This is a genomic window from Streptomyces sp. NBC_00273 (genome assembly GCF_036178145.1).
Lineage (GTDB): Bacteria > Actinomycetota > Actinomycetes > Streptomycetales > Streptomycetaceae > Streptomyces.
The window spans coordinates 2,522,188-2,547,290 of record NZ_CP108067.1 but is presented as its reverse complement, the minus strand read 5'-3'; the positions used below and the strand labels follow the sequence as shown (position 1 = coordinate 2,547,290).

The following is a 25,103-nucleotide window of genomic DNA, read 5'->3' as shown; positions in this document are numbered from 1 at the left end:
CTGCATTCGTCCGGCGTCCCGTGCCGCCGCCCGGTCCGCCCGGCCGGCCCGGGCGCTCAGTCCGACATGGCGACCAGCAGCCGGCGCGGACCGGTGTACGGCCGCCGGCCGTGACCGACCAGGATGTTGTCGATCACCATGACATCACCGGCCCGCCAGTCCACATCGACCGCCGCCGCCAGACCGCGGTCGCGCACCTGCACCACGTACTCGGCCGGGATCGGCTCCCCGTCGGCGAAGGTCACCGACTGCGGCAGCTGCTCGGGAGGCATCAGCCGGGCCAGCGCGGCCGCCGTCTCGTCGCCGAGCGCGGCCGGGTGCCACTGATCGGACTGGTTGAACCAGACCTCCGCCCCCGTCCGGGGGTGCCGGACGGTGGCGGGCCGGTGCTGGGTGACCCGCAGGCTGCCGTCGCGCTGCCACTGGCTGTCGGCCTGCGAGGCGGCCAGGAACCGGTCCACCTCCTCGCGGTCGGTCGTCTCGAAGGTGTCCTGCCAGCTCTTGCCGAGTCCGGCACCGCCGTGCAGGTTCTGCGTGTAGCGGACGCCGTCGGCGAACCGCTCGCGCACCTCGTCGTCCAGCAACTCCAGCCAGAGCCGGGCGTCCACCACCGGGGTTGCGCCGCCGGTCGTGGGCGCCGTGACGCAGCAGAAGGCCAGCCGGGCCGGCCAGCGGTGCGCGTACGAGAGCTCGTTGTGCATCGAGATGGTGAACTCGGCCGGGTACTCGGTCGAGGTGTAGACGTTGCGGCCCACCCGGGTGCGCGGGGAATTGCCGTGGACGTACGCGAGCCGGTTGGGCAGCAGCGCGTCCAGTACCGGGTCGAGTTCCTCCTCGGAGACCTCGAAGCCCCGGAAGACCACGGCCTTCTCCTCGTCGAGCAGGGTCTGGAGACCAGGGGAGTCCGCCAGGCGGGCCAGCAGCCCCGCGGCTCCCCGGCGGCCCGTGGCGGCGCCTTCCGGAGTGATTTCGAGCGGCTTCCAGCCGGGGTTCGCAGTCATCGCCAAAGGTCCCTTCTGATGTGCGCGTCGACGGATACCGGCTGACCGAGGACGTACGCAGCGGTGGCCGTGGCAGCCTGGTCGGGGCGCCTATACGGCCCGTATATCCAGCGATCCGCCACCTGGCCCGCCGCCTGCTGCGGGATGACCGGGCCGCGCACCGGTGTCGTGCGGGCGGCCGGGCGGCCGGCCGCGGGCCGCACCGCCAGTCCCGCGGCCAGCGGCCGCACCAGCTCGTTCAGCCGGTATCCGGGCAGATCGGTCCCTTCGGGCTCCAGCAGTCCGACCTCCACCAGTTCCTCCAGGGTCCGCTCCGCCGAGTTGCGGCTGGTGTGCAGTTCGACGGCGGCGGCCTCGGCGTGGAACGCGCGGTCGTCGAAGACGGAGAGTTCCGGCAGGGCGTGCCGGCCGCGCGGGCTGGCCTGGCCCAGGGCGCTGATGAGGGCCTGCTGGACACTGAGATCACCGAAGGCGAGTTCGTCGAGCCGGGTGCACGGGTCGGCCAGCCGCTCGGCGAGCGCGGCGGCCGACCACCGCGGCCGGGCGGCCAGCCGCAGACCTGCGATCCGCAGGGCCAGCGGCAGCGCGGCGCAGCAGGCGACGATGTTCAGTGCCGCCTCGGGATCGGCGTGGATGCGGTCGGGGCCGGCGATGGCCGCGAGGTACTCGACGGCCTCCTCGTTGCCGAAGGGGACCAGGTTGAGGGTCTCCCGGCCGGAGGCCTCCGCCGGGTGCCGGCGGCTCGTGACCACCACCACGGACTCGCGGGAGTTGGGCATCAGGGGGGCCAGCTGCCGGTCTCCGACAGCGTTGTCGAGCAGGACGAGGATGCGCCGACCGGCGATGTGGGTGCGGTAGAGCCGTACGAGTTCGTCGACGGAGGCCCCATCGGTCGGCGGTTCGACGCCGAGCGCGCGCAGGAACCCCGTCAGGACCTCTGCGGGATCCTTGGCACCGCCGCCGTCCTCGGTCAGGTCCGCGTACAGCTGTCCGTCCGGGTAGCGGTCGCGCACGGCATGGGCCGCGTGGACGGCGAGCGCCGTCTTGCCCACACCGGGCATTCCCGTGATGAACCAGCGGCGCGAGAGCGTCTCCTCTCCCGGTCGCGGGCGTTGCTGGAGCAGGCCCAGTTCGATGCGGCGGCCGGTGAAGTTCGCGACGTCCGGCGGCAGCATCGCCGGGGCGGGCCGTGCGGCGGGCGGCGCCGCTGCCCGTACGACGGGCGCTGGCTGGGACAGCGACCCGTCCAGCACTCCCTGGTGGACGCTGCTCAGGGCGGCGCCCGGGTCGATGCCCAGTTCCTCGGCGAGGACCTCGCGTCCGGCCCGGTAGACCTCGAGGGCGTCGACCTGCCGGTCGCAGCGGTAGAGAGCGGTCATGAGCTGGGCGCGCAGCCGCTCGCGCATCGGATGGTTCTGCGTGAGGGCGGTGAGGTCGGGTACGAGCGCCTGGTGCCGGCCGAGGGCCAGTTCGGCCTCGATCCAGTCCTCCGTCACGCCCAGGCGCAGCTCCTCGAGGCGGGGGCGTTCCGCGTCGGCGAGGAATTCGGTGACATTGGTCAGGGCGGGTCCGCTGAACCGCTTCAGGGCGGCGCCGAGATCCCTCGACGCCTCCTCGTGCCGCTCCTGCCCGAGGAAGGAACGGCCGGAACGTGCCAGTTTCTCGAATTCGGCGAGATCTAATGAGGCGTGCTGAGTGTGGAGCTGATATCCGCGCGGCCGCCGAATCAATTCGACCTCGTCGCCGAGACGTTTGCGCAGCCGGGATACGTAGGTGTAGATCTGCGCGTTCATCGTGGCCGGCGGATCCCAGGACCACAGCATGTCGCAGAGATGCTCGTCGGATACGGTCCGGCCTTCGGCCAGCACCAGCGTGGCGAGGACAGTGTGCACTTTCGTGCCAGGAAGGTGGATCACCTTGCCGTTGCCATCGACGACTTCAACTGGGCCGAGAATTCGTAGTTCCAATGTTCCCCCGTGTTCATTCATTTCTCCGCGCATGTTACGCGCGAAAAAGGCAGACGCCGGGGTCGAATTCATCGACGTGAATAGGTCGTATTCCATAAAATCCCGGCGGCGCTGCCGCTGCAAAGTATCGGCCGCAGGGTGATTACAAGTCAAACCCAGATGATCTTCGATCGGCATGTTGAGTGCAGTGCACATCTACCTCCAATCTCCTTGATTTCGCCGTGAGTTGACGGTGGAACCAGTGGTTCCGGTGGGGGGTCCGCAGGCTGGTAGGGTGTAAAGGTTAAGCAAAACACGGCCGGTTTGGTGTGGGTCGTCGCGTCGGGCCGGGCGGACGCCCGGAGCCCCGGCTGATGAGTTTTCAGCCGGGGCTCGAGAGAAGGAATTGCCGGGGGGTTCCCGTTGTTCTGCGGGGTTCAGCCGGACTGCGGCTCGACGATGACTTTCGCGTGCAGATCCGGCACGCTCAGAGCGGTGATCGCCTCGGCCAGTCCATCGAGTCCGGTGGTGCCGGTTATGGCCACTCCCGCGTCGATCTGCCCTTCCGCTATATCCCTCAGCGTCTGCCGGTACTCGGCCGGGCTGCCGCCGAACGAGCCGCGAATGTCGAGTTCCTTGCCCGCCACTACGCCCGGCTCTACGGAGTCGGGCCGCAGGCAGACGCCCACCAGCATGATCCTGGCCGCCGCCGGGGCGCCGGCGACGACCTGGGCGAGCATGCCCGGAGCCCCGACGCACTCGAAGATCACGGTTTCGGTGGCCTTGATGCCCCGGTATTCGGCCGCCATCCGGTCCATCATTCCGGGAATGACGCCGAGCGAGGTCCACCGGTCGTACGGTGACTCGGCCGCCGGATCGACCAGGATGTCGGCGCCGAGCCGGCCGGCCAACTCCCGCCGTCGGGCGGAGAAGTCGACCGCGACGACCGGTCCGTGACCCCGGGCCTTGAGCGTGGCGACGACTCCCAGCCCGATCGGCCCCAGCCCCAGGACCATGGCCACTGTGCCGGGCGCGACTTCCGCCCGGCGCACCGCCCTGGCGGCGACGGAGAAGGGTTCCGTGAGCGCCGCGGTCCGCGGATCCAGCCCGCCCGGCACCGGCAGCATGAAGGCCTCGGACAGCAGCATGTACTCGCCGAAGCCGCCGGGGAAGGCCGGCGTGTAGCCGATGATCCCGCTGCCCTGGGGACCGAACCCGATCGGCGGACCGCACACCGTCGTACCCGTCGGCAGCATCCGGGCGGTGCCCGGACCGTAGTCGACGACCTCGGCCACGAACTCGTGGCCGAGCACGATGCCGTCCCGGATGTCGTACGGGACACCGCCCGAGCGGCGCGACACCTCGGCGAACGCCCCGGGGTCGTCCAAGGCGTGCAGGTCCGAGCCGCAGATCCCGCAGGCGAGGGTGCGTACCAGCACCTGGCCCGCCTGCGGTACGGGCATCGGGACCTCTTCCACGCTGAGCTTCCCCGAGCGGGTGATGGCCGCGCGCATCTGTGGGACCTTCCTGATCGGTGGTGGGTGCGGGGGAGCGGGTCAGGCGGCCGGAACGCCGGCCAGCAGCTCGCCGAGCAGGCCGGTCAGCGCGTTGATCGTCGGGTAGTCCCACGCCAGGGTGGGCTCGACCTCGATCTCGAACTCGTCCTCCACGTCGCCGACCAAGGCCAGCGCGTACACGGACTCCAGCCCGTACTCGACGAGCTTGACGTCCGGCAGGATGTCCGCTTCGGGGATCTCCAGGTAGAACGCGACCTTCTCGGTCAGCCAGGCGGCGATGTCCTCGGGGGTGGTGGGCTTGCTCATGACGGTGGTCCTTTCGTGCGGTGGCCGGACGGCCGTGGGGACGTGCGTGGGGGGTTCACAAGTGGCGGGCGAAGTCGGCCAAGGCGGCCGTGACCTCCTCGGGCCGCTCCTGTTGCGTCCAGTGGCCGCAGCCCGGCAGCGCGATGCTCGCGCGCAGGCCGGGTACGGCCCGGCGCAGTTCCTCGTCGAGCCGGGAACGGTCGGCGCCGCGGACGACGAAGTCGTCCTCGCCGGCCAGGTACAGGGCCGGGACGGCGATCCTGGCGCGGTTGAAGGGGGCGGTCAGCTCCCAGTTCGCCGTCAGGTTGCGGTACCAGTTCAGGCCTCCGCCGAAGCCGGTGCGGGCGAACGCGGCCGCGTACACCGCGAGATCGTCCTCTCCCAGCCAGCCGGGCAGCCCGTCGGAGGGAGGGTAGACGTCGAGTAGTCCGCCACCGTCGGGCACCACGGGGGAGAAGGCGGCGGCCCCGCCCGACGTGCCCGCGAAGAGCCGCCGCAGCGAGCCCGCCACGTCGCGCTCCCACTCCGCCTCCACGACGCCCGGCCGCTGCATGTGCAGCATGTAGAAGCCGTCCCCGTGTGCCCGGCGCATCGCGGGCAGCGGCGGCAGGCCCGCCCGCGGGCGGTACGGGATGCTCAACCCGGCCACACCGCGCACCAGGTCGGGGCGCATCAGAGCGGTGTGCCAGGCGATCTGGGCCCCCCAGTCGTGCCCGGCCAGGACGGCCCGCTCCGCGCCGAGCGCGCCGATCAGCGCGACGACGTCACCCACCAGGTGGTGCACGGTGAACTCCCGCACGTCCTCGGGGCTCTCCGTCTCCCCGTACCCCCGCATGTCGGGCGCCACCGCGTGGAAGCCGGCCTCCGCGAGGCCGGTGAGCTGGTGCCGCCAGGAGTACGAGAGTTCGGGGAACCCGTGGAGCAGCAGCACCAGCGGTCCTTCGCCCGCCTCGGCGAGGTGCGTCCGGCGACCGGCCGCGCGCACCGTGCGGTACGTGATCTCAGCCATGCCCGGAACCGTCCCCGCCCAGGCCGAGGAGCCGCGCCCACTCGGTACCGTCCATCAGGCGGAGCCGGGCCACCGGCAGCCCCGGATCCGCGACTGCGGCGTCCAGCGCACGCACGAAACAGCCCCCGAGCCGGGCCACGGTGGCCTCGTCGAAGAGGTCCGCGTCGTAGCGGAACTCCATGGTCAGGGAGTCGGTGCTCTGCCGGATGCTGACCGCGAGGTCCAACTGGCCCTCGGCCTGCGGGAGGTCGTAGGGGTGGAGGAGGAGTCCGGCGAACCGGGCGGTCCGCCGGTCGTCGGCGCTGTCCAGCAGCAGGCGCAGCAGCGGGTCGGGCGTCGCGGTGCCGATCATGTTGAAGGTGATCCGGCACAGCGACGAACCAGCGCCCGTGCGGGGGCGGTTGGCCGCCCGTGTAATCAGCTCGAACGGGTAGCCCACTCGGGCGAGGCCGCCCTTGACCTGGCGGTCGGCGGCCAGCGCCGCGTCCCGCAGGGTGGTGCCCGGGGTGAAGTCCGCCCTGAGGACGAGCGTGTTGATCAGGTTGCCGACCACTTCGCGGACGGCCGGGCTGATCCGGGTCGTCGTGGGGCAGCCGAGGAGGAACGCGTTCTGCCGGGTGTACCGGTGCAGGGTGGCCTGGAAGGTGCCCAGCAGGTAGGAGAAGAGCGAGACGCCGTCTGCGTGTGCCGTCCGGCGCAGCGGCTCCACCCGGTCCGCACCGAGGTCGATGCGGTGGGTGCGGCCGTTGCCGCCGCCGTGTCCTGCCGGGCGCGCGCGGTCCAGGGGAAGTTCGGCGGGCACGGCACCCTCGCAGACCTCCCGCCAGTACTCCTCCATCCTCGCGCCGCGGGGCGAGGAGAGCAGCGCGCTCTCCTTGGCCACGTAGGTGTCGTGACTGCCGCTCGGGGCGCCGGTCTCCGGCTCCTCGCCCGCGACGAGGTCGCGGTAGGCGTGCATCATGTCGCGCAGCACCAGCCAGTTGGACGTGGCGTCGGTGGCGATGTGGTGTCCGGCGACCAGCAGGACGGCGTCCTGGGGGCTGCGCCGCAGCAGCCGGAAGCGGAAGGCGCCCCTCAGCCCGAGGTCGAAGGGGGCCAGCAGCTCCGCGCGGACGGCCGCCCGCAACGCGTCGTCGTCCGTCCCGGGCAGCTCACGGACGACGAGGGGTGCCGTCGGCTCCTCGTGCTGGATGCGGACGGGCTCGCCGTCGCTCTCGGCGAACACCGAGCGCAGCAGCTCGTGCCGGCGGGCGACGAGGTCGACCGCCCGCTCCAGGGCGGCGGTGTCGAGGGCGGAGCGCACGTGGAGGGCGACACCGGTGTGGTAGGTGCCGCCCGTGGGCGACACCCGGTGCAGGAACCACAGGGCGCGCTGGGCGTGGGAGAGCGGATGGCGGCTGGGCATGGCGAGTGGGTTTCAACTCCGGCCGTGATCGTCGGAACAGGGTGTGCGGTGTGCGTCGCGGGAAGCGGATCGGCAGGGCGCCGCGGGGGCGGGACGGTACGGGTCGGCGGCGCGGCGGGGTCCGGAGCGACTGCTGCGTCCGGGCCGGCCGCCGCCGTCACCGACCCGTGAACTCGGCCGGCCGGCCCTCCACCGCGGCCCGGATGCCACGCAGGTGGTCCTCGGTGGCGAAGAGCGCGGCGTACTCCGCGCGCTCCAGGTCAAGTGCGGTGCCCATCGGCAGACCGATCCCGCCGTCGACCGCGCGCTTGGCCGCGGCCAGCGCGGCGGTCGGCCCGGCAGCGAACCGCCCGGCCAGGTCCAGTGCCGCAGTGAGGACCCGGGCATCGGGCACCACCTCGTCCACCAGCCCGATGTCGTAGGCCTCGGCCGCCGTGAGGCGACAGCCCGTGAAGATCAGCTTCTTGGCCCGGCCCGGCCCCACGAGCCTCGGCAGCCGCTGCGTGCCGCCGGTCCCCGGGATGATCCCGAGCCCCGTCTCCGGCAGCCCCAGCAGCGCGCCCTCGCCCGCCATCCGGTAGTCGGCGCACAGCGCCAGCTCCAGCCCTCCGCCCAGGGCGTGCCCGCAGATCGCGGCGATCACCGGCTTGGGGATGTCTGCGACCGCGTCGAACGCACGGTGCAGCAACTGCGTGTGCGCCGAGGCCTCGGCCGGGGTCCGGCCGGCCAGGCCGCCGAGGTCGGCGCCGGCGGCGAAGACCCGCTTGTTCCCGTAGATCAGCACGGCGCGGACGGCCGGGTCCGCGCCGACCCGCGTGCAGGCCTCCGTCAGCTCCTGCGGCAGCCGGGGATCGACCGGGCTGAAGGCGGGGCGCAGCAGCCGGATGGTCGCGACGGGTCCCGTGCCGTCGACACGTACGTACATGGCCATGGGGAGCCCTTTCTCAGACGAGCCGGCGGCCGGTCAGGTCGAAGCCGCGCCGGTCCTCGTACCGGCGCATCAGCTCGGCGAAGACGGCGGCCTCACCCGCGTCGGCGCCGGCCACAGGCGGGCGTCCGAGCCGGTCGGTCAGCCGGGAGAGCGCACCCGCGAGCCAGGCCGGCTCGCGCAGGAAGGCTCCGGAGCGGTCGGGGTCGTGCAGCCAGACGCCGAGGCAGCAGGCCGCGGCCAGCAGCACCGCGTACCGTTCGGCGATCTCGAAGCTCACCGGGCCGGCCAGCGGGGTTCGGTCCCGGGGCGCCAGCTCGCCGCAGGCCTCGCGCAGCGCGGTGAGTTCGTCCGTCAGACGCTTGCAGAGCGCCCCCAGCACCGGCTCTCCGCGCAGCCGGGCGGCCGCCTCGGTCAGCGTCCCCATCAGCGGGTCGTGGCGCCCCGCCGTGATGCCCAGCCGGTCGAAGTCGAGCTCGGGCAGGGCACTCGACAGGTCGAAGACGGCGGCCGGGGCCGCTTCACCACCGAGCCAGCCGGTACGGGCCAGCCGGGGCAGCTGCGGGATGATCGTCGCCTGGCAGACGGTGCCTCCCGCATGGACGAGGGAGGCGACCGGCAGGTCCCGGGCGTGCTTCTGGAAGATCGCGTGCGGTCCTTCGCGCAGGAAGGCACGCGCGCCCAGCACCACCGACAGTGCCTGGCCGCTCTCGTGGAAGAGCCGCGGCACCAGGTACTTGACCGCCGCCGCGTACACGCTCGTCTGCCCCGGCAGCAGGTGCAGGGCGCGACACACCGAAGTGGCGAAGCAGTCGGCGATCAGCAGATCGAGGAAGGCTCCCACCAGCACGGACCGGGCGTGCGGCAGCTCGGCGACGGCCCGGCCGTACAGGCGGCGGTGGACGGCGAAGTCCGTGACGGTGCGCAGCTGCTGGTCCGCCATGCCCACGGCGGCGGCGGGCAGGACGGCGCGGGTGACCTGGAAGGCCCGCAGAATCGTCTCCATGGCCTGGCCGGCGGTGCCGGTCAGGGCGCTCGCGGGCAGCGGGCAGTCCAGGAACTCCAGTCCGCCCAGGTACATGCCGCGCACGCCCGAGGTCCGGTATCGCGGTAGGAAGCGCAGCTTCTCGCGCGGTGCGGCGGCCATGTCGACCAGCACCATCGAGTGGCTGCGGCTGCCCGGGGCATCACTGGTCCGCGCCAGGACCGTGACGGCCTCGGCCCGCGCGAGGTTGTTGATGATCTCCTTGCGCCCGCTCAGCACGAGCTGGCCTGCGCGCAGCTCGCCCCGGAAGGCGGTGTGCGCGACGTCGTTGCCCGTGGACATGTCGGTGTACGCGGCGGCCACGCGCCCGTTGCGCAGGAGTACGTCCGCCAGCCAGCGCTGCTGCTCCGGGCTGCCCTGCGACCAGACGTTGACCGATCCGACCAGGTTGCTCGCCCCGTGCCCGAGGGCCAGCGAGCCGTCCCGCCGGAACAGCGGGCGCAGCACCCGGGCCAGCCGGTCGGCGCGGTCCAGCCGGCCCCCGAGCCGTACCGGGACGAACTCGGAGCCCAGTCCGTACGCATCGAGCGCCCGCTCACCCGCCTGCAGCAGGTCACCGCGGTCGTCGGCAGCCAGGAAGGCGTCGAAGGAGAAGGGGTTGTCGCGGTCCTCCGGGTCGCCCAGCAGGGCCTCCAGCGGTTCCGGAGTCTCCGGATCGTCGTACGGGGTGGTGCTCATGCGCTGTCCTTCACCAGGGAGTACGGCAGCAGGGACGGGAGGCGGCCGCCGGCGTGCTGCGCCGTCAGGTGGGGGACCAGCCGGTCCAGCACCTCGTCGTGCGCGGGCAGGCCGGGTCGCAGCCGCGCCAGCACCCGGGTCAGCGCGGCCTCCAGCCACAGGCCGCCGCTCCAGAGGCCGTCGCCGTCGTCGAGGGCGTGCCGGTTGCGCAGCCACAGGTGCAGGGCGGCCGAGCCGGCGTGCACCGCCGCGTACCGCTCCGCCGTCGTGAAGGCCCGCGCGGGTACGGCGACAGCCGTCGGCCGGTGATCGGCCATCGCGTCGAGGACCGCGTCGGCCTCCGCGAGCAGCTGCTGCGCCGCCGCGGCCAGCGACGCCGGTACGCCGCCCCTCGCGGCTTCCGCGGTGATCTCCGTGACGGCCCCGGCGAGGGACTGGGTGAGGCTGGAGCCGGCACGCGGCAGCAGGCTCAGCCCCTCGCGGTCGAACTCCGGCAGCGGCGCGTCCAGTACGGTGGCCGCCGCCAGCCCCGCGGCGTCCACGGTCCCCTTGTGCGACCGGCGTACCAGCAGCGGGAAGTGGTTGACCAATGCATGCAGGTTCACCAGGGTGTTGCCGTCGAAGGTGCCGACGATCCGGTGGTCGCGCTGCACCTTCTGGAAACGGCCGTGCTCCCAGGTGTCGCCGGCGAGCAGCGACCGGGCGCCGAGGACGGTACCGAGCCGGGCGAGGACCTCGTCCACCACGGTGGGGACCAGGTACTTCGCCACGGCCGACACCACGGACAGCTCACCGGTCAGCGCGTGGATGCTGCGGGCCGAGACGAGGGTGAGCGCCTCGCAGAGCAGCACGTCGGCGTACGAGCGGGCCAGCAGCCGACGGGTCTGCGGCAGGTCCAGCAGCCGGTGCCCGTACGCCTGCCGGTGGCGGGCGAAGCCGACCGCCAGATCCAGGGCGTTGTCCGCCGCGCCGAGCGAGAGCGAGGCGCACAGCGTGCGGGTCAACTGCAGGCTCTTGAGGACGATTTCGGTGCCCGCACCCTCGGTGCCCACCAGGGCCGAGCCCGGGACGGGAGCGTCGGAGAAGGAGAGTCCGCCGATGTCGGCGCCACGGATGCCGTGCAGCTTCACACCGGGCAGCGGACGCCAGGACTCCCGGGGCAGCGCCTGCTTGTCGACCAGCAGCAGACTGAAGCCGCGGGCGCCGGCCGACGCATCCGCGTCCGTCCGGGCGAGCAGGCACACCAGCTCACCGCGATTGGCGTTGTTGATCAGCCACTTCTCACCGCTCACCCGGTAGCCGTCGCCGTGTGCGGCCGCGGTGACCTCGCCGGCCAGCAGATCGCTGCCGTGCTCGCGCTCGGTCAGGCCCCACGAGACCACCGCCCCGTCCGCGATCCGCGCGCCCAGCGCGCGAGCCTGCTCCGGGGTACCGCCGACCCAGGCGCTGACGGCGCCGAGGAAGGTCTTCCCGTGCGCGATGGCCACGGTCAGGTCCCGCCGGGCGACCGCGCGCATCAGCTGCAGCGTTTCGTCGTAGCGCTGCAACTCGCCGCCGTACGCGACCGGGACGTACGCCCGCGGCAGGCCCAGCAGGTCCAGCTCACGGCAGATCTCGACCGGGAACTCCTCTCGTTCGTCCAGCGCTCCGCACCGGGCGTACGAGAACAGCCTTCCGCCGTTGCCGGGATCGCCGAGCCCGCTGTCGAGGAGCGCCGCGCGGCGCTGGACGGGGTGCGGGCTCACGCCGCGCCCGCAGTGCCCGTACGGCGCGCGGAGGCCGAGCGGTCCGCGGCGAGCGGCTGCAACTCGCCGGACAGGTACAGCTCCCGCATCAGGGTGCGCTGCACCTTGCCGCTGGTGGTCTTGCGGATCTGGCCGGGACGCAGCAGCAGCAAGTGGGGGATGCCGACGCCGACCCGGGTCGCCAGCTCCGCGCGCAGCCGGCGTGCGAGCGCCGCCAGTTCGTCGGCATCGGCCCCGGCCCGCCGTACCTCGTGCATGACCACGAGCTGCTCGCCGGATCCCGCGGTGGCGCCGTCGCCCGCAGCGGGCACCGTGCAGACGCTGCCGCTGAGCCCCTGGAAACCGTCGAACATCGAGGCCAGCTCACGCTCGATGTCGTGCGGGTAGAGGTTGCGGCCGTTGATGACCAGGACCTCCTTGATCCGGCCGGTGACGTAGAGCCGACCCTCGTACAGGGAGCCGGTGTCGCCCGTGCGCAGATAGCCTTCCGCGCCCTCCGCCGTGACCGCGCGGAAGGTGCGCTCGGTCGCCTCCTCGTTGCGCCAGTAGCCCGCACCGACGCTGGCGCCGCGTACCCAGATCTCGCCGATCCGGCCGTCGGGAAGGGTCTGCCGGGTCACCGGGTCGACGATGAGCACGCTGAGGTCGTGCACCGTGCCACTGCTGACCAAGGTCGGCGTACCGGCACCCGCCGGGACGGGGCGGATCTCGTTGGCCGCGAGCGCGTCCCCGTCCACCGGCAGCAGGACCGGGGCCTCGCCGGGCCCGGTGCCGCTGACGATGAGCGTGGTCTCGGCCATGCCGTAGCAGGGGCTGAAGTGCTCCGGGCGGAAGCCGGCGGGCGCGAACCGCTCGGCGAACCGGCGCAGGGTGTCCGCGCTCACCGGCTCCGCGCCGTTGCCCGCGTTGACGAGGGAGGAGAAGTCCAGACCGGCGAGCTGCGCGTCCGTGATGCGCCGGGTGCACAGGTCGTACGCGAAGTTGGGCGCGACCACCGTGTGGATGCGCTCCCGGCCGATCAGGTCCAGCCACACGTGCGGCCGGCGCAGGAAGTCCATGGAGGCGAGCTTGAAGGCCGTGCCGCCCTGGTACAGCGGGGTGAGGAGCATGCCGATGAGCCCCATGTCGTGGTGCTGCGGCAGCCAGCTGCAGGTGCGGCTGTCAGCGTCCACCCCGAAGGCCCGTGCGTTGAGGCACAGGTTGTGGGCGAGCGAGCCGTGGGTGACCACGACGCCCTTGGGGGAGCTGGTCGATCCGGAGGTGTACTGGATGATCACCGGCGTGTCGACGGTGACCGGGGGCACCTCCCAGCTCGGCGCGTCGGGCAGCTCCAGCAGGTCGGTGGCCACGCAGGCGAGTTCCGCGGGACCGGCCTCGGCCAGGAAGGCACAGGCGTCCTCGTGGGTTGCGGCGTCGGTCAGCACCAGGCGGATGCCGGCGTCGCGCACGATGCCGTCCGAGCGCGAGCTGTGGCCCCGCTGGGTACTCGGCTGCGGCGCGGGCACCGCCACCACACCCGCGTACATGCACGCGGCCAGGGTGCTGATGAACTCGGGGCCCGTCCCGTACAGCAGCATCACCCGGTCGCCGATCGAGCACCGTCCGCGCAACCACGAGGCCAGGGAGCGGGCACGGCGGTCCAGTTCACCGTAGGTCAGCGGCTCCTTGACGGGGCCGGCCGCGGTGGTCCGTACGAAGACCACCGCTTCCTTGCCGGGAATCTCACGACCGTGCTGTTCCAGCCGGGTGACCAGGTCAACGGACATCGGGGTGGGGCTTCCTTCCTGAGCGGGCGGTGCGTGGGGGCGTCGGCGGATCAGCCGTTGGTGCGGCGCGCCGCGTTCAGTACCCGGCGCAGCCTGAGGTCGGCCGCCAGATGTCCGGTGATGTGGGCCAGCAGGGGCTGTTCCTGGGCCTGGAGGTAGAAGTGGTCGCCGGGGAAGACCCGGGTCTCGAAGGCGCCGGCGGTGTACTGCGACCAGGCCGTCAGGTCCTCGGCCGTGCAGTGGGCGTCCTCCGCGCCGGCGTACGCGACGAGCGGCGCGCGGTGCCGGCGGGCCCCTTCCGCCGGCCGGTAGGCGGCGGACAGCCGGTAGTCGGCACGGATGCTCGGCAGCACGAGCTGCAGCAGCGCGGGGTCCTCGATCGCAGCCAGCGAGGAATGCCCCAGCCCGCGCAGCTGCGCCAGGAACTCGGCGTCGCTCTCGGGCTGGCTCTGCTCCCTCTCACGACGGTGGGGCGCCTCGGACCCGGACACGAACAGCCTCACCGGGGCGATGCCGTGGTCGGCGTCGAGTCGCAGCGCCACCTCGTGGGCGACCACCGACCCCATGCTGTGACCGAACAGGGCGAGCGGTACGTCCCCCAGGTCGCGCAGTGCGGTGGCGATGTCGTCCGCCATGGCCTGCAGGGAGGGCGCGAACGGCTCGCCCATCCGGTCCTGGCGGCCGGGGTAGCAGGTCGCGAGGACCTCGATCTCCTTGGGCACCGCGTTGGCCCACGACCAGTAGGAGGTGGGTGCACCACCGGCGTGCGGGAAGCACACCAGGCGCAGCTCCGGGTCGGGAGTGGTCCGGTACGAGTGGAACCACCGCACGGCGGAGTTGGTCATGAGCGTCGTCCTTCGGGACCGGTGGCGCGGGGAAGTCCCGTGCGTCGTCAGCAGCCCCGTAACGCTGTCTCCCGGACCTATACACCGCCCATATCGCACATACGGACGGACCCGTGACGGGCCGCGTCGCGGGCGGGCGGACCGTGGAGGGCCCGCCCCGCGTTCAGGGTCGTGGAGTCCGAGTGCGGACGCCGACCGGCCCTACGGGCAGATCTGCCGCAGCCCGGCGGCCCGGCAGCGGACCGGGGCGGCGGCTGCCGCCCCGGTCCGCCGGCCCGCCCCGGCCCGTGGTTCCCGGAGCGGTGACCGGTGTTCGGTCAGGGAAGGAGCGGGAAGAGGACGAGTGTCAGCGGCGCCGTCACGGAGGAAGCGGCGTAGCAACTCGTCCCCGCGAAGGACGCGGTGTAGCTCGTCGCCGTGATCACCGTGCTGGGAACCGGCAGCATCGGCGGCGCCAGAGTCGCCACTCCGCTGGCGTTGGTGAGCGCGGTCCCGAGGACGATGGGTCCGAGCGTCGTGTTCGCCTTGAAGGTGACCAGTTGTCCCGGGAGCGGAGCGGCGCTCGAGGTGACCTTGAGCGTGGCGCTCATCGACGGGATGACGAACGTGCCGTTCGTCCGCAGGCGGATCTGCGCCGGGGCCGCCGTGAGCGTCGTGGGAGCCGGGTTCACGGTCAGGTTGGCCGCCATTGCGGAGGGACTGTGGCAGGTGCCGCCGTTGTAGACGGCGGTCACCGTGCCGCTGGCGCCCGCGGTGGTGGTGACGCAGGCCGTGCCTCCGGCGTTGAGCGTCACGGTCTGGCTGAAGCCGCCGGGGCCGGTGAAGGTGACCGTCCCGGTGGGCGTGCCGCTGCCCGGCGCGACGGTCGTGACCGTGGCGCAGAACGTCACCGGGCGGCCGCAGACTGCGGGGTTGGGGGTGATGGTGAGCGCGGTCGTGGTCTGGGCGTTGTTCACGGTCACGCCCGTCGTGCCGTTCGACGGTTTGAAGCATCCGTCGCCGTTGTAGGCGGCCGTGACCGTGCCGCTGGCGAGGCTGCTCGTGGTGACGCACGCCGTGCCGCCTGCGTTCAGGGGCACCGTCGTGTTCAGTCCGCCGGGGCCGGTGAAGGTGACGGTTCCGGTGGGGGTTCCGCTGCCGGGTGCGACTGCGGTGACGGTGGCGCACACTGCTACGGACTGGCCGCACACCGAGGGGTTGGGGGTCACCGACACGGTGGTGGTGCTGGCCGCCTGGTTGACGGTCACCGGTGCGGTGCCGGTCGATGAGGAGAAACATCCCGCGCCGTTGTAGACGGCCGTGACCGTGCCGCTGGTGAGGCTGCTCGTGGTGACGCACGCCGTGCCGCCGGCGTCCAGGGGTACGGTCGTGTTCAGCCCGGCCCCGGTGAAGGTGACGGTTCCGGTGGGGGTGCCGCTGCCGGGTGCGACCGCGGTGACGGTGGCGCACACCGTCACGGACTGGCCGCACACCGAGGGGTTGGGGGTCACCGACACGGTGGTGGTGCTGGCCGCCTGGTTGACGGTCACCGGCGCGGTTCCGGTGGACGAGGAGAAGCATCCGTCGCCGTTGTAGACGGCGGTGACGGTGCCGCTGGTGAGGCTGCTGGTGGTGACGCATGCCGTGCCGCCTGCGTCGAGGGGTACGGTCGTGTTGAGTCCGCCGGGGCCGGTGAAGGTGATGGTTCCGGTGGGGGTGCCGCTGCCGGGTGCGACTGCGGTGACGGTGGCGCACACGGTCACGGTTTCGCCGCATACGGACGGGTTGGGTTCGACCGATACGGTGGTGGTGCTGGCGGCCTGGTTGACCGTCACGTCGAAGGGGCTGTCCGAGCTGGCGAAGCAGGAGTCGCCGTTGTAGGTGGCCGAGTACGTGCCGCTGGTGAGGCTGCTGGTGGTCAGGCAGGCCGTGCCGCCTGCGTCCAGCGCGAGTGTCACGTTGAGTCCGCCGGGGCCGGTGAAGGTGATGGTTCCGGTGGGGGTGCCGCTGCCGGGTGCGACTGCGGTGACGGTGGCGCACACCGTCACGGACTGGCCGCACACGGACGGGTTGGGTTCGACCGTCACCGATACCGTGCTCGACGCCTGGTTGACGGTCACCGGCGCGGTTCCGGTCGATGAGGTGAAGCATCCGTCGCCGTTGTAGACGGCGGTGACGGTGCCGCTGGTGAGGCTGCTGGTGGTGACGCATGCCGTGCCGCCTGCGTCGAGGGTCACGGTCGTGTTGAGTCCGCCGGGGCCGGTGAAGGTGATGGTTCCGGTGGGGGTGCCGCTGCCGGGTGCGACTGCGGTGACGGTGGCGCATACCGTCACGGTCTCGCCGCATACGGACGGGTTGGGTTCGACCGTCACCGATACCGTGCTGGCTGCCTGGTTGACGGTCACCGGTGCGGTTCCGGTGGACGAGGTGAAGCATCCGTCGCCGTCGTAGGCAGCCGTGACCGTGCCGGTCTCCAGCGCGGTCGTGGTCAGGCAGGCCGTGCCGCCGGCGTCCAGGGGTACGGTCGTGTTCAGCCCGGCCCCGGTGAAGGTGACGGTTCCGGTGGGGGTTCCGCTGCCGGGTGCGACTGCGGTGACGGTGGCGCATACCGTCACGGTTTCGCCGCATACGGACGGGTTGGGCTCCACCGTCACCGATACCGTGCTCGACGCCTGGTTGACCGTCACCATTGTGGTGTCGGTCGATGAGGTGAAGCATCCGTCGCCGTTGTAGACGGCGGTGACGGTGCCGCTGGTGAGGCTGCTGGTGGTGACGCATGCCGTGCCGCTTGCGTCGAGGGGTACGGTCGTGTTGAGTTCGCCGGGGCCGGTGAAGGTGATGGTTCCGGTGGGGGTGCCGCTGCCGGGTGCGACTGCGGTGACGGTGGCGCACACGGTCACGGTTTCGCCGCATACGGACGGGTTGGGTTCGACCGATACGGTGGTGGTGCTGGCGGCCTGGTTGACCGTCACGTCGAAGGGGCTGTCCGAGCTGGCGAAGCAGGAGTCGCCGTTGTAGGTGGCCGAGTACGTGCCGCTGGTGAGGCTGCTGGTGGTCAGGCAGGCCGTGCCGCCTGCGTCCAGCGCGAGTGTCACGTTGAGTCCGCCGGGGCCGGTGAAGGTGATGGTTCCGGTGGGGGTGCCGCTGCCGGGTGCGACTGCGGTGACGGTGGCGCACACCGTCACGGACTGGCCGCATACGGACGGGTTGGGTTCGACCGTCACCGATACCGTGCTCGACGCCGGGTTGACCGTCACGTCCAGTGAACCCGTCGACGACAGGAAGCAAGTGTCACCCGTGTACGTGACGGTGACCGTGCCGGTCTCCAGCGCGGTCGTGGTGACGCACGCCGTGCCGGCGGCGTCCAGCCCCGCGACCTGAGTGCTGCCGTCGGGCAGCAGGAAGGTGACGGTTCCGGTGGGGGTGCCGCTGCCGGGTGCGACTGCGGTGACGGTGGCGCACACCGTCACGGTCTCGCCGCATACGGACGGGTTGGGTTCGACCGTCACCGATACCGTGCTCGACGCCGGGTTGACCGTCACGTCCAGTGAACCCGTCGACGACAGGAAGCAGGTGTCACCCGTGTACGTGACGGTGACCGTGCCGGTCTCCAGCGCGGTCGTGGTGACGCACGCCGTGCCGGCGGCGTCCAAGGCCACGGTCGTGTTGAGTCCGCCGGGGCCGGTGAAGGTGACCGTTCCGGTGGGGGTCCCGCTGCCCGGTGCGACTGCGGTGACGGTGGCGCACACCGTCACGGTTTCGCCGCATACGGACGGGTTGGGCTCCACCGTCACCGACACCGTGCTCGACGCCGGATTGACCGCCACGTCCGCGGTGCCGGTCGACGGGGAGAAGCATTCCTCGCCGTTGTAGACAGCCGTGACCGTGCCGGTCTCCAGCGCGGTCGTGGTGACGCACGCCGTGCCGCTCGCGTCCAGGGGCACCGTCGTGTTCAGCCCGGCCCCGGTGAAGGTGACGGTTCCGGTGGGGGTGCCGCTGCCGGGTGCGACTGCGGTGACGGTGGCGCACACGGTCACGGTTTCGCCGCATACCGAGGGGTTGGGGGTCACCGACACGGTGGTGGTGCTGGCCGCCTGGTTGACGGTCACCGGTGCGGTGCCGGTCGATGAGGTGAAGCATCCGTCGCCGTTGTAGGTGGCGGTGACCGTGCCGGTCTCCAGCACGGTCGTGGTCAGGCAGGCCGTGCCGCCGGCGTCCAGGGTTACCGTCTCGTTGAGTCCGCCGGGGCCGGTGAAGGTGATGGTTCCGGTGGGGGTGCCGCTGCCGGGTGCGACTGCGGTGACGGTGGCGCACACGGTCACGGTTTCGCCGCATACGGACGGGTTGGGTTCGACCGTCACCGACACCGTGCTCGACGCCGGGTTGACCGTCACGTCGAACGTGCCGGTCGATGAGGAGAAACATCCGTCGCCGTTGTAGATGGCCGTGACGGTGCCGCTGGTGAGGCTGCTGGTGGTGACGCAGGCCGTGCCGCCTGCGTCGAGGGGTACGGTCGTGTTGAGTCCGCCGGGGCCGGTGAAGGTGATGGTTCCGGTGGGGGTGCCGCTGCCGGGTGCGACTGCGGTGACGGTGGCGCACACGGTCACGGTTTCGCCGCACACGGACGGGTTGGGTTCGACCGTCACCGATACCGTGCTGGCTGCCTGGTTGACGGTCACCGGTGCGGTTCCGGTGGACGAGGAGAAGCATCCGTCGCCGTTGTAGGCGGCGGTGACCGTGCCGGTCTCCAGCACGGTCGTGGTCAGGCAGGCCGTGCCGCCGGCGTCCAGGGTTACCGTCTCGTTGAGTCCGCCGGGGCCGGTGAAGGTGACGGTTCCGGTGGGGGTTCCGCTGCCGGGTGCGACTGCGGTGACCGTGGCGCACACGGTCACGGTTTCGCCGCACACGGACGGGTTGGGCTCCACCGTCACCGACACCGTGCTCGACGCCGGGTTGACCGTCACGTCGAACGTGCCGGTCCCGCTCGCGTAGCAATCGTCGCCACCGTAGGAGGCGGTGACCGTGCCGGTCTCCAGCACGGTCGTGGTGACGCAGGCCGTGCCGCCCGCGTCCAGCGGCACCGTCTCGTTGAGGCCGCCGGGGCCGGTGAAGGTCACCGAGCCCGACGGATTGCCGACGCCCGAGGAGACCGGTGCCACGGTGGCACAGAGCGTCACGGTCTCGCCGCACACCGACGGGTCGGGGTTCGCCGAGACGGTGACCGAGACGGGCGCAGGGTTGACGACGTGGAGGGTCAGCGGGGAGTTCGACCCGTTGAAGTCCGCGTCGCCGGTGTAGAAGGCGGCTGCCTGGTGGAAGCCGACGTCCAGGCCGCTGAAGCTGACCTGCGCCTGCCCGTTCACGTCCACGGGGGCGGTCAGCACCGGACCGTCGTCGCTGACGATGAAGGACACCAGCCCGGTGGGGGTTCCCGCGCCCGGCGGAACGGGGGTCACTTGGGCGGTGGCGGTCACCGTCTCGCCGCAGACCGAGGGCTCGGGGTCGAAGGCCAGCGTGGTGGTGGTGTTCGCGAGGGTGACCTCCTGGGTGTCCGCGCCCGTGGACGGGTCGTACTCTGCGTCGCCGGAGTAGTTGGCCTCCATCCCGTGGAGACCGACCTCCAGATCGCTGGTCGTGTACTGCGCCTGGCCGCTCATGTCGAGCGGCACCGTCGCGACGGGCACGGCGTCGACGACGAATTCGACGCTGCCGGTCGGGGTGGGGCCGGCGACTTCCGGCTGGACGGTGGCGGTGAAGGTGACCGACTGGCCGAAGACGGACGGATCCGGTGCCGAGGTCACGGTGGTGGTCGAACTGGCCATGGTGTGGCTCCCTTTCGGATGACCCGCGGAAGCAGATGATTCTCTTCGCCCGCATGGCACTTGGCGGAGCACGGAACGCACGAGAAAACACTGGTGGGACGTTCCGTTAAGAGCCCTTGTCCACGCGGAGTCGGGCCACATCACCTGCTGATATCAGCAGTAGGCCTTCCGGCTGAGGACTTGGGCTAGATGGGTGAACGGAACACCACTCGTTCGGCTCAGCGCACTTAGGCGCGCGAGAGGCGATAAACCCGGATTATGCGGCGCCTTGGTGCATTCCCGCGAGAGGAAAGGTTTCCCTTTCCGTCGTTTTCCGGGTGCATAGCTGGGCGGTGCCGGGGCGTACTCGCGCTCCCAGGACAGTCTGGCGGACTCGCGGGCAGAAGAGAAAGGATTCCGCGCTGGGCGAACCGTGGTATTCCTCCGCGGTATTCGCAATTCCAGGGGTGCCGCGACACGCCGCAGCCCCTCGGCACACCGGCTGTCCGGTACGCCGAGGGGCTGCTGGTGGGGGCGGGTTGCCCGCCGGGGTCCGCGCCGTGTCACCGGCGCGGTGGTGCGGTGGTGCGGTGGTGCGGTGCGACGTGCGGCCCGTTACGTGTCCGGGGCGTCCCGGAGGACGTGCGTCCACGGGAGCCCGCCGCTTCCCGGTGCAGGCGGCGGGCCTACTGGCGGACCGCCGTGATGGAACCGTGCCCGCCCGCCCTCTTGTTGGCGGCGTCGGCCTCCTGTCGCGTGGGGTACTGGCGCGTGACCCCGTTGGGGAGGACTAGTCGGTAGACGAACGTGGACCGGCTGGCGCGTCCGCAGTTGCATGCCATGGTCTTCCTCCTTCTGGTCGGCCGCTCCGGCGGCCGGTCAAGGGGAGGGTCGGGGGAGTTCCGGGGTAGGACCGGGCCCCCGGCCCGTTCCCTTTACCCTTTATCCCCGGGCACCGCACGCCGACACTCGCCGCCGTATAGTCATACTTATTTGTGGCGGCGATGATCTGCATTACCTCAACGTGACCGTCAATCAAGCCAGTTGGCGGCGAGTCCGGTGAGGTAGGAAAGGGTAAGTGCCGTGGCACCCACCTGGAACCACGTTTCCTCACCGGCCCAGTGGGCGAGCACGGTGACGGCGCCCGCGACCCAGATGCTGACGCACCATCCGCAGGTGGCCAGATAGGCCGGGTGGGAGTCTTCGCCGAAACGGTCGGCGATCCGGGAGCGGAACCCCGCAGCGAGGGCGTCCTTGGTGATGAATCGGGTGACGCGACAGACTGTGCCGAGCGACAGGAGGAAGATCAGCGCACTCATGGAATTCATCGTAGGGTTTCCGCTCTCCTCCCCTCTCGTGTTTTCTCGAATCCGGCGGGAGGGCCGGATCGGCCGGGAATGCCGGGAAGCACCTGTGTGCCGCGCGGAAGATTTCGAGTCGAGTGAGACGGCTGTGTCGCTGTGTGGCTCGTGGTGGTCGGCCAACTACTTCGTGTTCGCGAACTGGCTCTCGCTGTACGGGTTGTCGTTCCCGAACGGCGGATCGCCGCCGGGAACGTACTCGAAGGCGGCATGAGCGGACACGGGGCGACGAAGCTCACCGCGCGGGACCTGCCTCCCCCGGGGCCGGTTCACCCCGTGGACATCCGGTGTCCAGGCGCCGGTACGGGAATGGCGGTGGGGTTTGTCGGTCGGGCGTGCTTTGCTGGAGGCATGATCGATGAGTTCCTGGCCCATGGCCTGTCCGATGTGGAAGAGGCCGTCCGCAAGGCGGCGGCGATCGAGATCATGCCGAGATTCAGGCAGCTCGCCGAGCACGAGGTCGACGAGAAGAACGGCCCCCACGACCTGGTGACCGTGGCCGACCGCAAGGCCGAGGAGTACCTCACCGCGGCCCTGACGCAGCTGCTGCCCGGCTCCGCCGTGGTCGGCGAGGAGGCCGTGCACGCCGATCCCGGGGTGTACGCGGCGTTGCGCGCGGACGCCCCGGTGTGGATCGTCGACCCCGTCGACGGCACCCGCCAGTTCGTGAACGGCGACCCCGCCTTCTGCACCCTGGTCGCGCTGGCCCTGCGCGGGGAGATCCTCGCCTCCTGGACCTTCGCCCCGGCACTGGAGGAGCTGGCGACCGCCGTGCGCGGGCAGGGCGCGTACGTCAACGGCGAGCGGATCCACAGCGGTTCGCCGGAACGGGGCGCCGCGCTGCGGGTCGCCATCGCCCACCCGCTCTACACGACTGACGAGAACAAGCGGACGCTGGCACGGCTGGACGTGCCCGGGGTCGCGGCCCGTCCGTGCGGCTCGGCGGGCCTGGAGTACCTGAAGGTGGCCCGCGGCGAGATGGACGGCCTGGCCTTCACCTGGCCGTCGGCCTGGGACCATGCGGCCGGGCTGCTGCTGGTCGCCGAGGCCGGCGGCGTGCAGAGCACGGTCGACCGGGTCCCCTTCCGAGTGGACCGGGACAACGCGCTGCCGTTCGCCGTCGGGCGGGACGAGGCCACCACCGTACGCATCCGGGAGCTGCTCCGGGGCGCCTGACCGGGCCCGGTGCGGTCCCGGCGGGTCCGGATGGTCCGGGCTGCGCAATATCCTGGAGGCGCAGGCGCCGCCGGAGACGAAGGAGTCGCAAGTGCCGTCGATTCTCGATGTGGTCGTGGTGGGGGCGGGGCCGAACGGGCTGACCGCCGCCGTCGAACTGGCCCGGCGCGGCTTCTCGGTGGCCGTCTTCGAAGCCGCCGGTACGGTCGGCGGCGGTGCCCGGACGGAGGAGCTCACCCTCCCCGGCTTCCGGCACGACCCCTGCTCGGCAGTGCACCCGCTCGGGGCCGGCTCGCCGGTCTTCGCCACCATGCCGCTGAAGCGGTACGGGCTGGAATGGCTGCACGCCCCGCTGCCCATGGCGCACCCCTTCGACGACGGCACGGCCGCGGTCCTGTCCCGCTCGGTCGCGGAGACGGCGGCGTCCCTCGGGCCGCGCGACGCGGGCGCCTACCGGCGTCTGGTCGGGCCCTTCCTCGGCAAATGGGACACCCTGGCCCGGGACTTCATGTCCCTGCCGAGCACCGCGCTGCCCCGGGACCCCCTCACGCTCGCCCGCTTCGGGCTCGCCGGACTGCCGCCTTCCACCTGGCTGCTGAGCCGCTTCCGCGACGAGCGGGCACGCGCGCTGTTCGCGGGCCTCGTGGCCCACGTCATCGCACCGCTCGGCGGGATCGCCACCAGTGCGGTGGGCCTGGTCTTCGCGCTGGCCGCGCACGCGAACGGCTGGCCCATGCCGCGCGGCGGCTCGCAGTCCGTGTCCGACGCCCTCGCCGGGTACCTGCGCGACCTCGGCGGGACCATCCACACCGGCTTCGAGGTCAAGCGGCTCGACGACCTCCCGCCCGCCCGCACCTACGTCTTCGACACCTCGCCGACCGCGCTGGCCCGCATCGCCCGCCTGGGGCGCGCGTACGACGGCTACCGGTACGGCGCCTCCGTGTTCAAGCTCGACTACGCGCTGGACGGCCCGGTCCCGTGGACGGCCGAGGCGCCGCGCCGTGCCGGCACCGTCCAGATCGGCCCGCGCGCCCGCGACATCGACGCCGCCCTCCAGCTCGCCTCCGGCGGCCGGGCCCCGCGCGCCCCCTTCCTCATCACCGCGCAGCCCAGCCTGGTCGACCCCGGCCGGGCGCCCGAGGGCAAGCACGTGTTCTGGGCGTACGGACACGTTCCCGCGGGCTGGGACGGCGATCTCACCGAGGCCGTCGAATCCCAACTGGAGCGCTTCGCCCCGGGCTTCCGCGACCTGGTGCTCGCCCGCGCCACGGCCGGCCCGCCCCAGCTCGCCGCCCGCAACCCCAATTACGTCGGCGGGGACATCGCCTGCGGGGCCGCTTCGGGCCTCCAGCTCCTGCTGCGCCCCAAGATCTCCCTCACCCCGTACACGACGGCGCACCCGGCCGTCTTCCTCTGTTCCTCGGCCACCCCGCCGGGCCCGGGCGTGCACGGCATGTCCGGGCACAACGCCGCCAAGGCGGTCTGGCGGCACCTGCGAAAGGGCTCCTGATGGTCCGCATCACCCTGGTCCGCGGCGACATCACCGCGGAGAAGGCCGACGCCATCGTCAACGCGGCGAACTCCTCGCTGCTCGGCGGCGGCGGGGTCGACGGCGCCATCCACCGGCGCGGCGGGCCGGAGATCCTCGCGGCCTGCGAGGACCTGCGGCGTTCGCACTACGGCAAGGGGCTGGCGACGGGCCGGGCCGTCGCCACCACGGCCGGGCGGCTCGCCGCCGGGCACGTCATCCACACGGTGGGCCCGGTCTGGTCGCGCGAGGAGGACCGGTCGGCGCTGCTGGCCTCCTGCTACCGCGAGTCGCTGCGGGTCGCCGACGAGCTGGGGGCCCGTACGGTCGCGTTCCCGGCCATCTCCACCGGCATCTACGGCTGGCCGATGGACGACGGGGCGCGGATCGCGGTGGAGACGGTGCGCAGCGCCCGTACCGAGGTGCAGGAGGTGCGGTTCGTGCTCTTCGACGCGGCCGCCTACGAGGCCTTCGAGACGGCGGTGGCGGCCGCCTCCTGAGCCGCCCGCCGGGCCGCCCGCCGGGCCGTCGTCAGCGCGGCGAGCGCCCGGAGGCGCCCGGGGCGGGCCGCGGATAGGTCCGGGACTGCTTGACGCTGCCGAACGCGAAGCTCGATTCGATCGAGGCGATCCCGGGGATGGCGTGGATCCGGTGGCGCACCAGGGATTCGTAGGCTTCCAGGTCCTCGATGACGACCCGGAGCAAGTAGTCGCTGCTGCCGGCCATCAGGTAGCAGTCCTGGATGTGCTCGATGACCGCGACGTGCTCCTCGAAGAGCCGCACCGCCTCCGCCGTGTGGCGTTCCAGGCGGATCCGGACGAAGACGGTGACCGGGAGCCCGAAGGCGACCTGGTCGACCATGGCCGTGTAGCCGCGGATCAGGCCCGCCTCCTCCAGCCGCCGTACTCGGCGCAGACAGGGCGACGGGGAGAGCCGGACGCGGTCGGCGAGGTCCTGGTTGGACAGGCGCCCGTCGGCCTGCAATTCCCTGATGATCTGTAGATCCACTGCGTCCATGGGCACTCCTTGGCAGATTCTGCCCCAAACGTATGTCCGAGAGGCAGAAC

18 protein-coding genes are annotated in these 25,103 nt (G+C 71.9%); 3 read left to right on the top strand and 15 right to left on the bottom strand.

All coding sequences use genetic code 11. The annotated features are described in order from the left end of the window. Positions 1-56: 56 nt before the first annotated feature. From OG386_RS10815 to OG386_RS10750, 14 genes are all read right to left on the bottom strand, one after another. The gene (locus OG386_RS10815) at positions 57-1,001 is read right to left on the bottom strand and encodes a TauD/TfdA family dioxygenase (protein ID WP_328787956.1); all 945 of its coding nucleotides are present in this window, start codon (positions 999-1,001) and stop codon (positions 57-59) included. Continuing rightward, positions 998-2,893, bottom strand: coding sequence for an AfsR/SARP family transcriptional regulator (locus tag OG386_RS10810; RefSeq protein WP_328787955.1), 1,896 nt, complete (start codon positions 2,891-2,893; stop codon positions 998-1,000). The genes OG386_RS10815 and OG386_RS10810 overlap by 4 nt, the downstream gene beginning before the upstream one ends. A 491-nt stretch (positions 2,894-3,384) precedes the next feature. Then, positions 3,385-4,461: a zinc-binding dehydrogenase gene (locus tag OG386_RS10805; RefSeq protein WP_328787954.1), complete on the bottom strand. Its 1,077-nt coding sequence runs from the start codon at positions 4,459-4,461 to the stop codon at positions 3,385-3,387. A gap of 42 nt (positions 4,462-4,503) precedes the next feature. Then, entirely contained in the window at positions 4,504-4,770 is a 267-nt protein-coding gene (locus OG386_RS10800) for an acyl carrier protein (protein WP_328787953.1), read from the bottom strand. Between the two features lie 55 nt (positions 4,771-4,825). Further along, positions 4,826-5,779 carry an alpha/beta fold hydrolase gene (locus tag OG386_RS10795; protein WP_328787952.1) on the bottom strand — a complete coding sequence of 318 codons (954 nt, stop codon included), beginning with the start codon at positions 5,777-5,779 and terminating at the stop codon, positions 4,826-4,828. Next, a complete protein-coding gene (locus tag OG386_RS10790) occupies positions 5,772-7,184 on the bottom strand; it encodes a condensation domain-containing protein (RefSeq protein ID WP_328787951.1) in 1,413 nt (470 codons plus the stop codon). Before OG386_RS10790 ends, OG386_RS10795 begins: the two co-directional genes overlap by 8 nt. 157 nt (positions 7,185-7,341) lie before the next feature. Further along, positions 7,342-8,115, bottom strand: a complete 774-nt coding sequence (locus tag OG386_RS10785; protein ID WP_328787950.1) for an enoyl-CoA hydratase/isomerase family protein — start codon at positions 8,113-8,115, stop codon at positions 7,342-7,344. Positions 8,116-8,128: 13 nt separating this feature from the next. Next, positions 8,129-9,835 carry an acyl-CoA dehydrogenase gene (locus tag OG386_RS10780; protein ID WP_328787949.1) on the bottom strand — a complete coding sequence of 569 codons (1,707 nt, stop codon included), beginning with the start codon at positions 9,833-9,835 and terminating at the stop codon, positions 8,129-8,131. Then, positions 9,832-11,580, bottom strand: a complete 1,749-nt coding sequence (locus tag OG386_RS10775; protein WP_328787948.1) for an acyl-CoA dehydrogenase family protein — start codon at positions 11,578-11,580, stop codon at positions 9,832-9,834. The genes OG386_RS10780 and OG386_RS10775 overlap by 4 nt, the downstream gene beginning before the upstream one ends. Further along, on the bottom strand, positions 11,577-13,346 hold the full coding sequence (locus OG386_RS10770) for a fatty acyl-AMP ligase (RefSeq protein ID WP_328787947.1): 1,770 nt from the start codon (positions 13,344-13,346) through the stop codon (positions 11,577-11,579). The genes OG386_RS10775 and OG386_RS10770 overlap by 4 nt, the downstream gene beginning before the upstream one ends. Before the next feature lie 50 nt (positions 13,347-13,396). Beyond that, positions 13,397-14,191 (bottom strand): thioesterase II family protein, encoded by a 795-nt coding sequence (locus OG386_RS10765; RefSeq protein ID WP_328787946.1) that lies wholly within the window; start codon positions 14,189-14,191, stop codon positions 13,397-13,399. Between the two features lie 317 nt (positions 14,192-14,508). Then, positions 14,509-19,992, bottom strand: a complete 5,484-nt coding sequence (locus tag OG386_RS10760; RefSeq protein WP_328787945.1) for an Ig-like domain repeat protein — start codon at positions 19,990-19,992, stop codon at positions 14,509-14,511. 665 nt (positions 19,993-20,657) lie between these two features. Further along, the gene (locus OG386_RS10755) at positions 20,658-20,813 is read right to left on the bottom strand and encodes a DUF7196 family protein (protein ID WP_327382397.1); all 156 of its coding nucleotides are present in this window, start codon (positions 20,811-20,813) and stop codon (positions 20,658-20,660) included. Positions 20,814-21,002: 189 nt separating this feature from the next. Beyond that, positions 21,003-21,290 carry a hypothetical protein gene (locus tag OG386_RS10750; protein ID WP_328787944.1) on the bottom strand — a complete coding sequence of 96 codons (288 nt, stop codon included), beginning with the start codon at positions 21,288-21,290 and terminating at the stop codon, positions 21,003-21,005. 393 nt (positions 21,291-21,683) lie between these two features. Here OG386_RS10750 and OG386_RS10745 point away from each other — a divergent pair, with 393 nt between their 5' ends. From OG386_RS10745 to OG386_RS10735, 3 genes are all read left to right on the top strand, one after another. Further along, entirely contained in the window at positions 21,684-22,508 is an 825-nt protein-coding gene (locus OG386_RS10745; RefSeq protein WP_328787943.1) for an inositol monophosphatase family protein, read from the top strand. A gap of 91 nt (positions 22,509-22,599) precedes the next feature. After that, the gene (locus OG386_RS10740) at positions 22,600-24,018 is read left to right on the top strand and encodes a phytoene desaturase family protein (protein ID WP_328787942.1); all 1,419 of its coding nucleotides are present in this window, start codon (positions 22,600-22,602) and stop codon (positions 24,016-24,018) included. Beyond that, positions 24,018-24,536: an O-acetyl-ADP-ribose deacetylase gene (locus OG386_RS10735; protein ID WP_328787941.1), complete on the top strand. Its 519-nt coding sequence runs from the start codon at positions 24,018-24,020 to the stop codon at positions 24,534-24,536. The genes OG386_RS10740 and OG386_RS10735 overlap by 1 nt, the downstream gene beginning before the upstream one ends. Before the next feature lie 31 nt (positions 24,537-24,567). Here OG386_RS10735 and OG386_RS10730 read toward each other — a convergent pair whose 3' ends face one another. Then, positions 24,568-25,053, bottom strand: a complete 486-nt coding sequence (locus tag OG386_RS10730) for an Lrp/AsnC family transcriptional regulator (protein WP_327382392.1) — start codon at positions 25,051-25,053, stop codon at positions 24,568-24,570. Positions 25,054-25,103 lie beyond the last annotated feature (50 nt).

What these genes read in the sequence shown, in the direction of transcription:
- OG386_RS10815 (WP_328787956.1), bottom strand. Translation starts at nt 1,001, where the DNA reads ATGACTGCGAACCCCGGCTGGAAGCCGCTCGAAATCACTCCGGAAGGC.
- OG386_RS10805 (WP_328787954.1), bottom strand. Translation starts at nt 4,461, where the DNA reads ATGCGCGCGGCCATCACCCGCTCGGGGAAGCTCAGCGTGGAAGAGGTC.
- OG386_RS10800 (WP_328787953.1), bottom strand. Translation starts at nt 4,770, where the DNA reads ATGAGCAAGCCCACCACCCCCGAGGACATCGCCGCCTGGCTGACCGAG.
- OG386_RS10795 (WP_328787952.1), bottom strand. Translation starts at nt 5,779, where the DNA reads ATGGCTGAGATCACGTACCGCACGGTGCGCGCGGCCGGTCGCCGGACG.
- OG386_RS10790 (WP_328787951.1), bottom strand. Translation starts at nt 7,184, where the DNA reads ATGCCCAGCCGCCATCCGCTCTCCCACGCCCAGCGCGCCCTGTGGTTC.
- OG386_RS10785 (WP_328787950.1), bottom strand. Translation starts at nt 8,115, where the DNA reads ATGGCCATGTACGTACGTGTCGACGGCACGGGACCCGTCGCGACCATC.
- OG386_RS10780 (WP_328787949.1), bottom strand. Translation starts at nt 9,835, where the DNA reads ATGAGCACCACCCCGTACGACGATCCGGAGACTCCGGAACCGCTGGAG.
- OG386_RS10770 (WP_328787947.1), bottom strand. Translation starts at nt 13,346, where the DNA reads ATGTCCGTTGACCTGGTCACCCGGCTGGAACAGCACGGTCGTGAGATT.
- OG386_RS10765 (WP_328787946.1), bottom strand. Translation starts at nt 14,191, where the DNA reads ATGACCAACTCCGCCGTGCGGTGGTTCCACTCGTACCGGACCACTCCC.
- OG386_RS10760 (WP_328787945.1), bottom strand. Translation starts at nt 19,992, where the DNA reads ATGGCCAGTTCGACCACCACCGTGACCTCGGCACCGGATCCGTCCGTC.
- OG386_RS10755 (WP_327382397.1), bottom strand. Translation starts at nt 20,813, where the DNA reads ATGGCATGCAACTGCGGACGCGCCAGCCGGTCCACGTTCGTCTACCGA.
- OG386_RS10750 (WP_328787944.1), bottom strand. Translation starts at nt 21,290, where the DNA reads ATGAGTGCGCTGATCTTCCTCCTGTCGCTCGGCACAGTCTGTCGCGTC.
- OG386_RS10745 (WP_328787943.1), top strand. Translation starts at nt 21,684, where the DNA reads ATGATCGATGAGTTCCTGGCCCATGGCCTGTCCGATGTGGAAGAGGCC.
- OG386_RS10735 (WP_328787941.1), top strand. Translation starts at nt 24,018, where the DNA reads ATGGTCCGCATCACCCTGGTCCGCGGCGACATCACCGCGGAGAAGGCC.
- OG386_RS10730 (WP_327382392.1), bottom strand. Translation starts at nt 25,053, where the DNA reads ATGGACGCAGTGGATCTACAGATCATCAGGGAATTGCAGGCCGACGGG.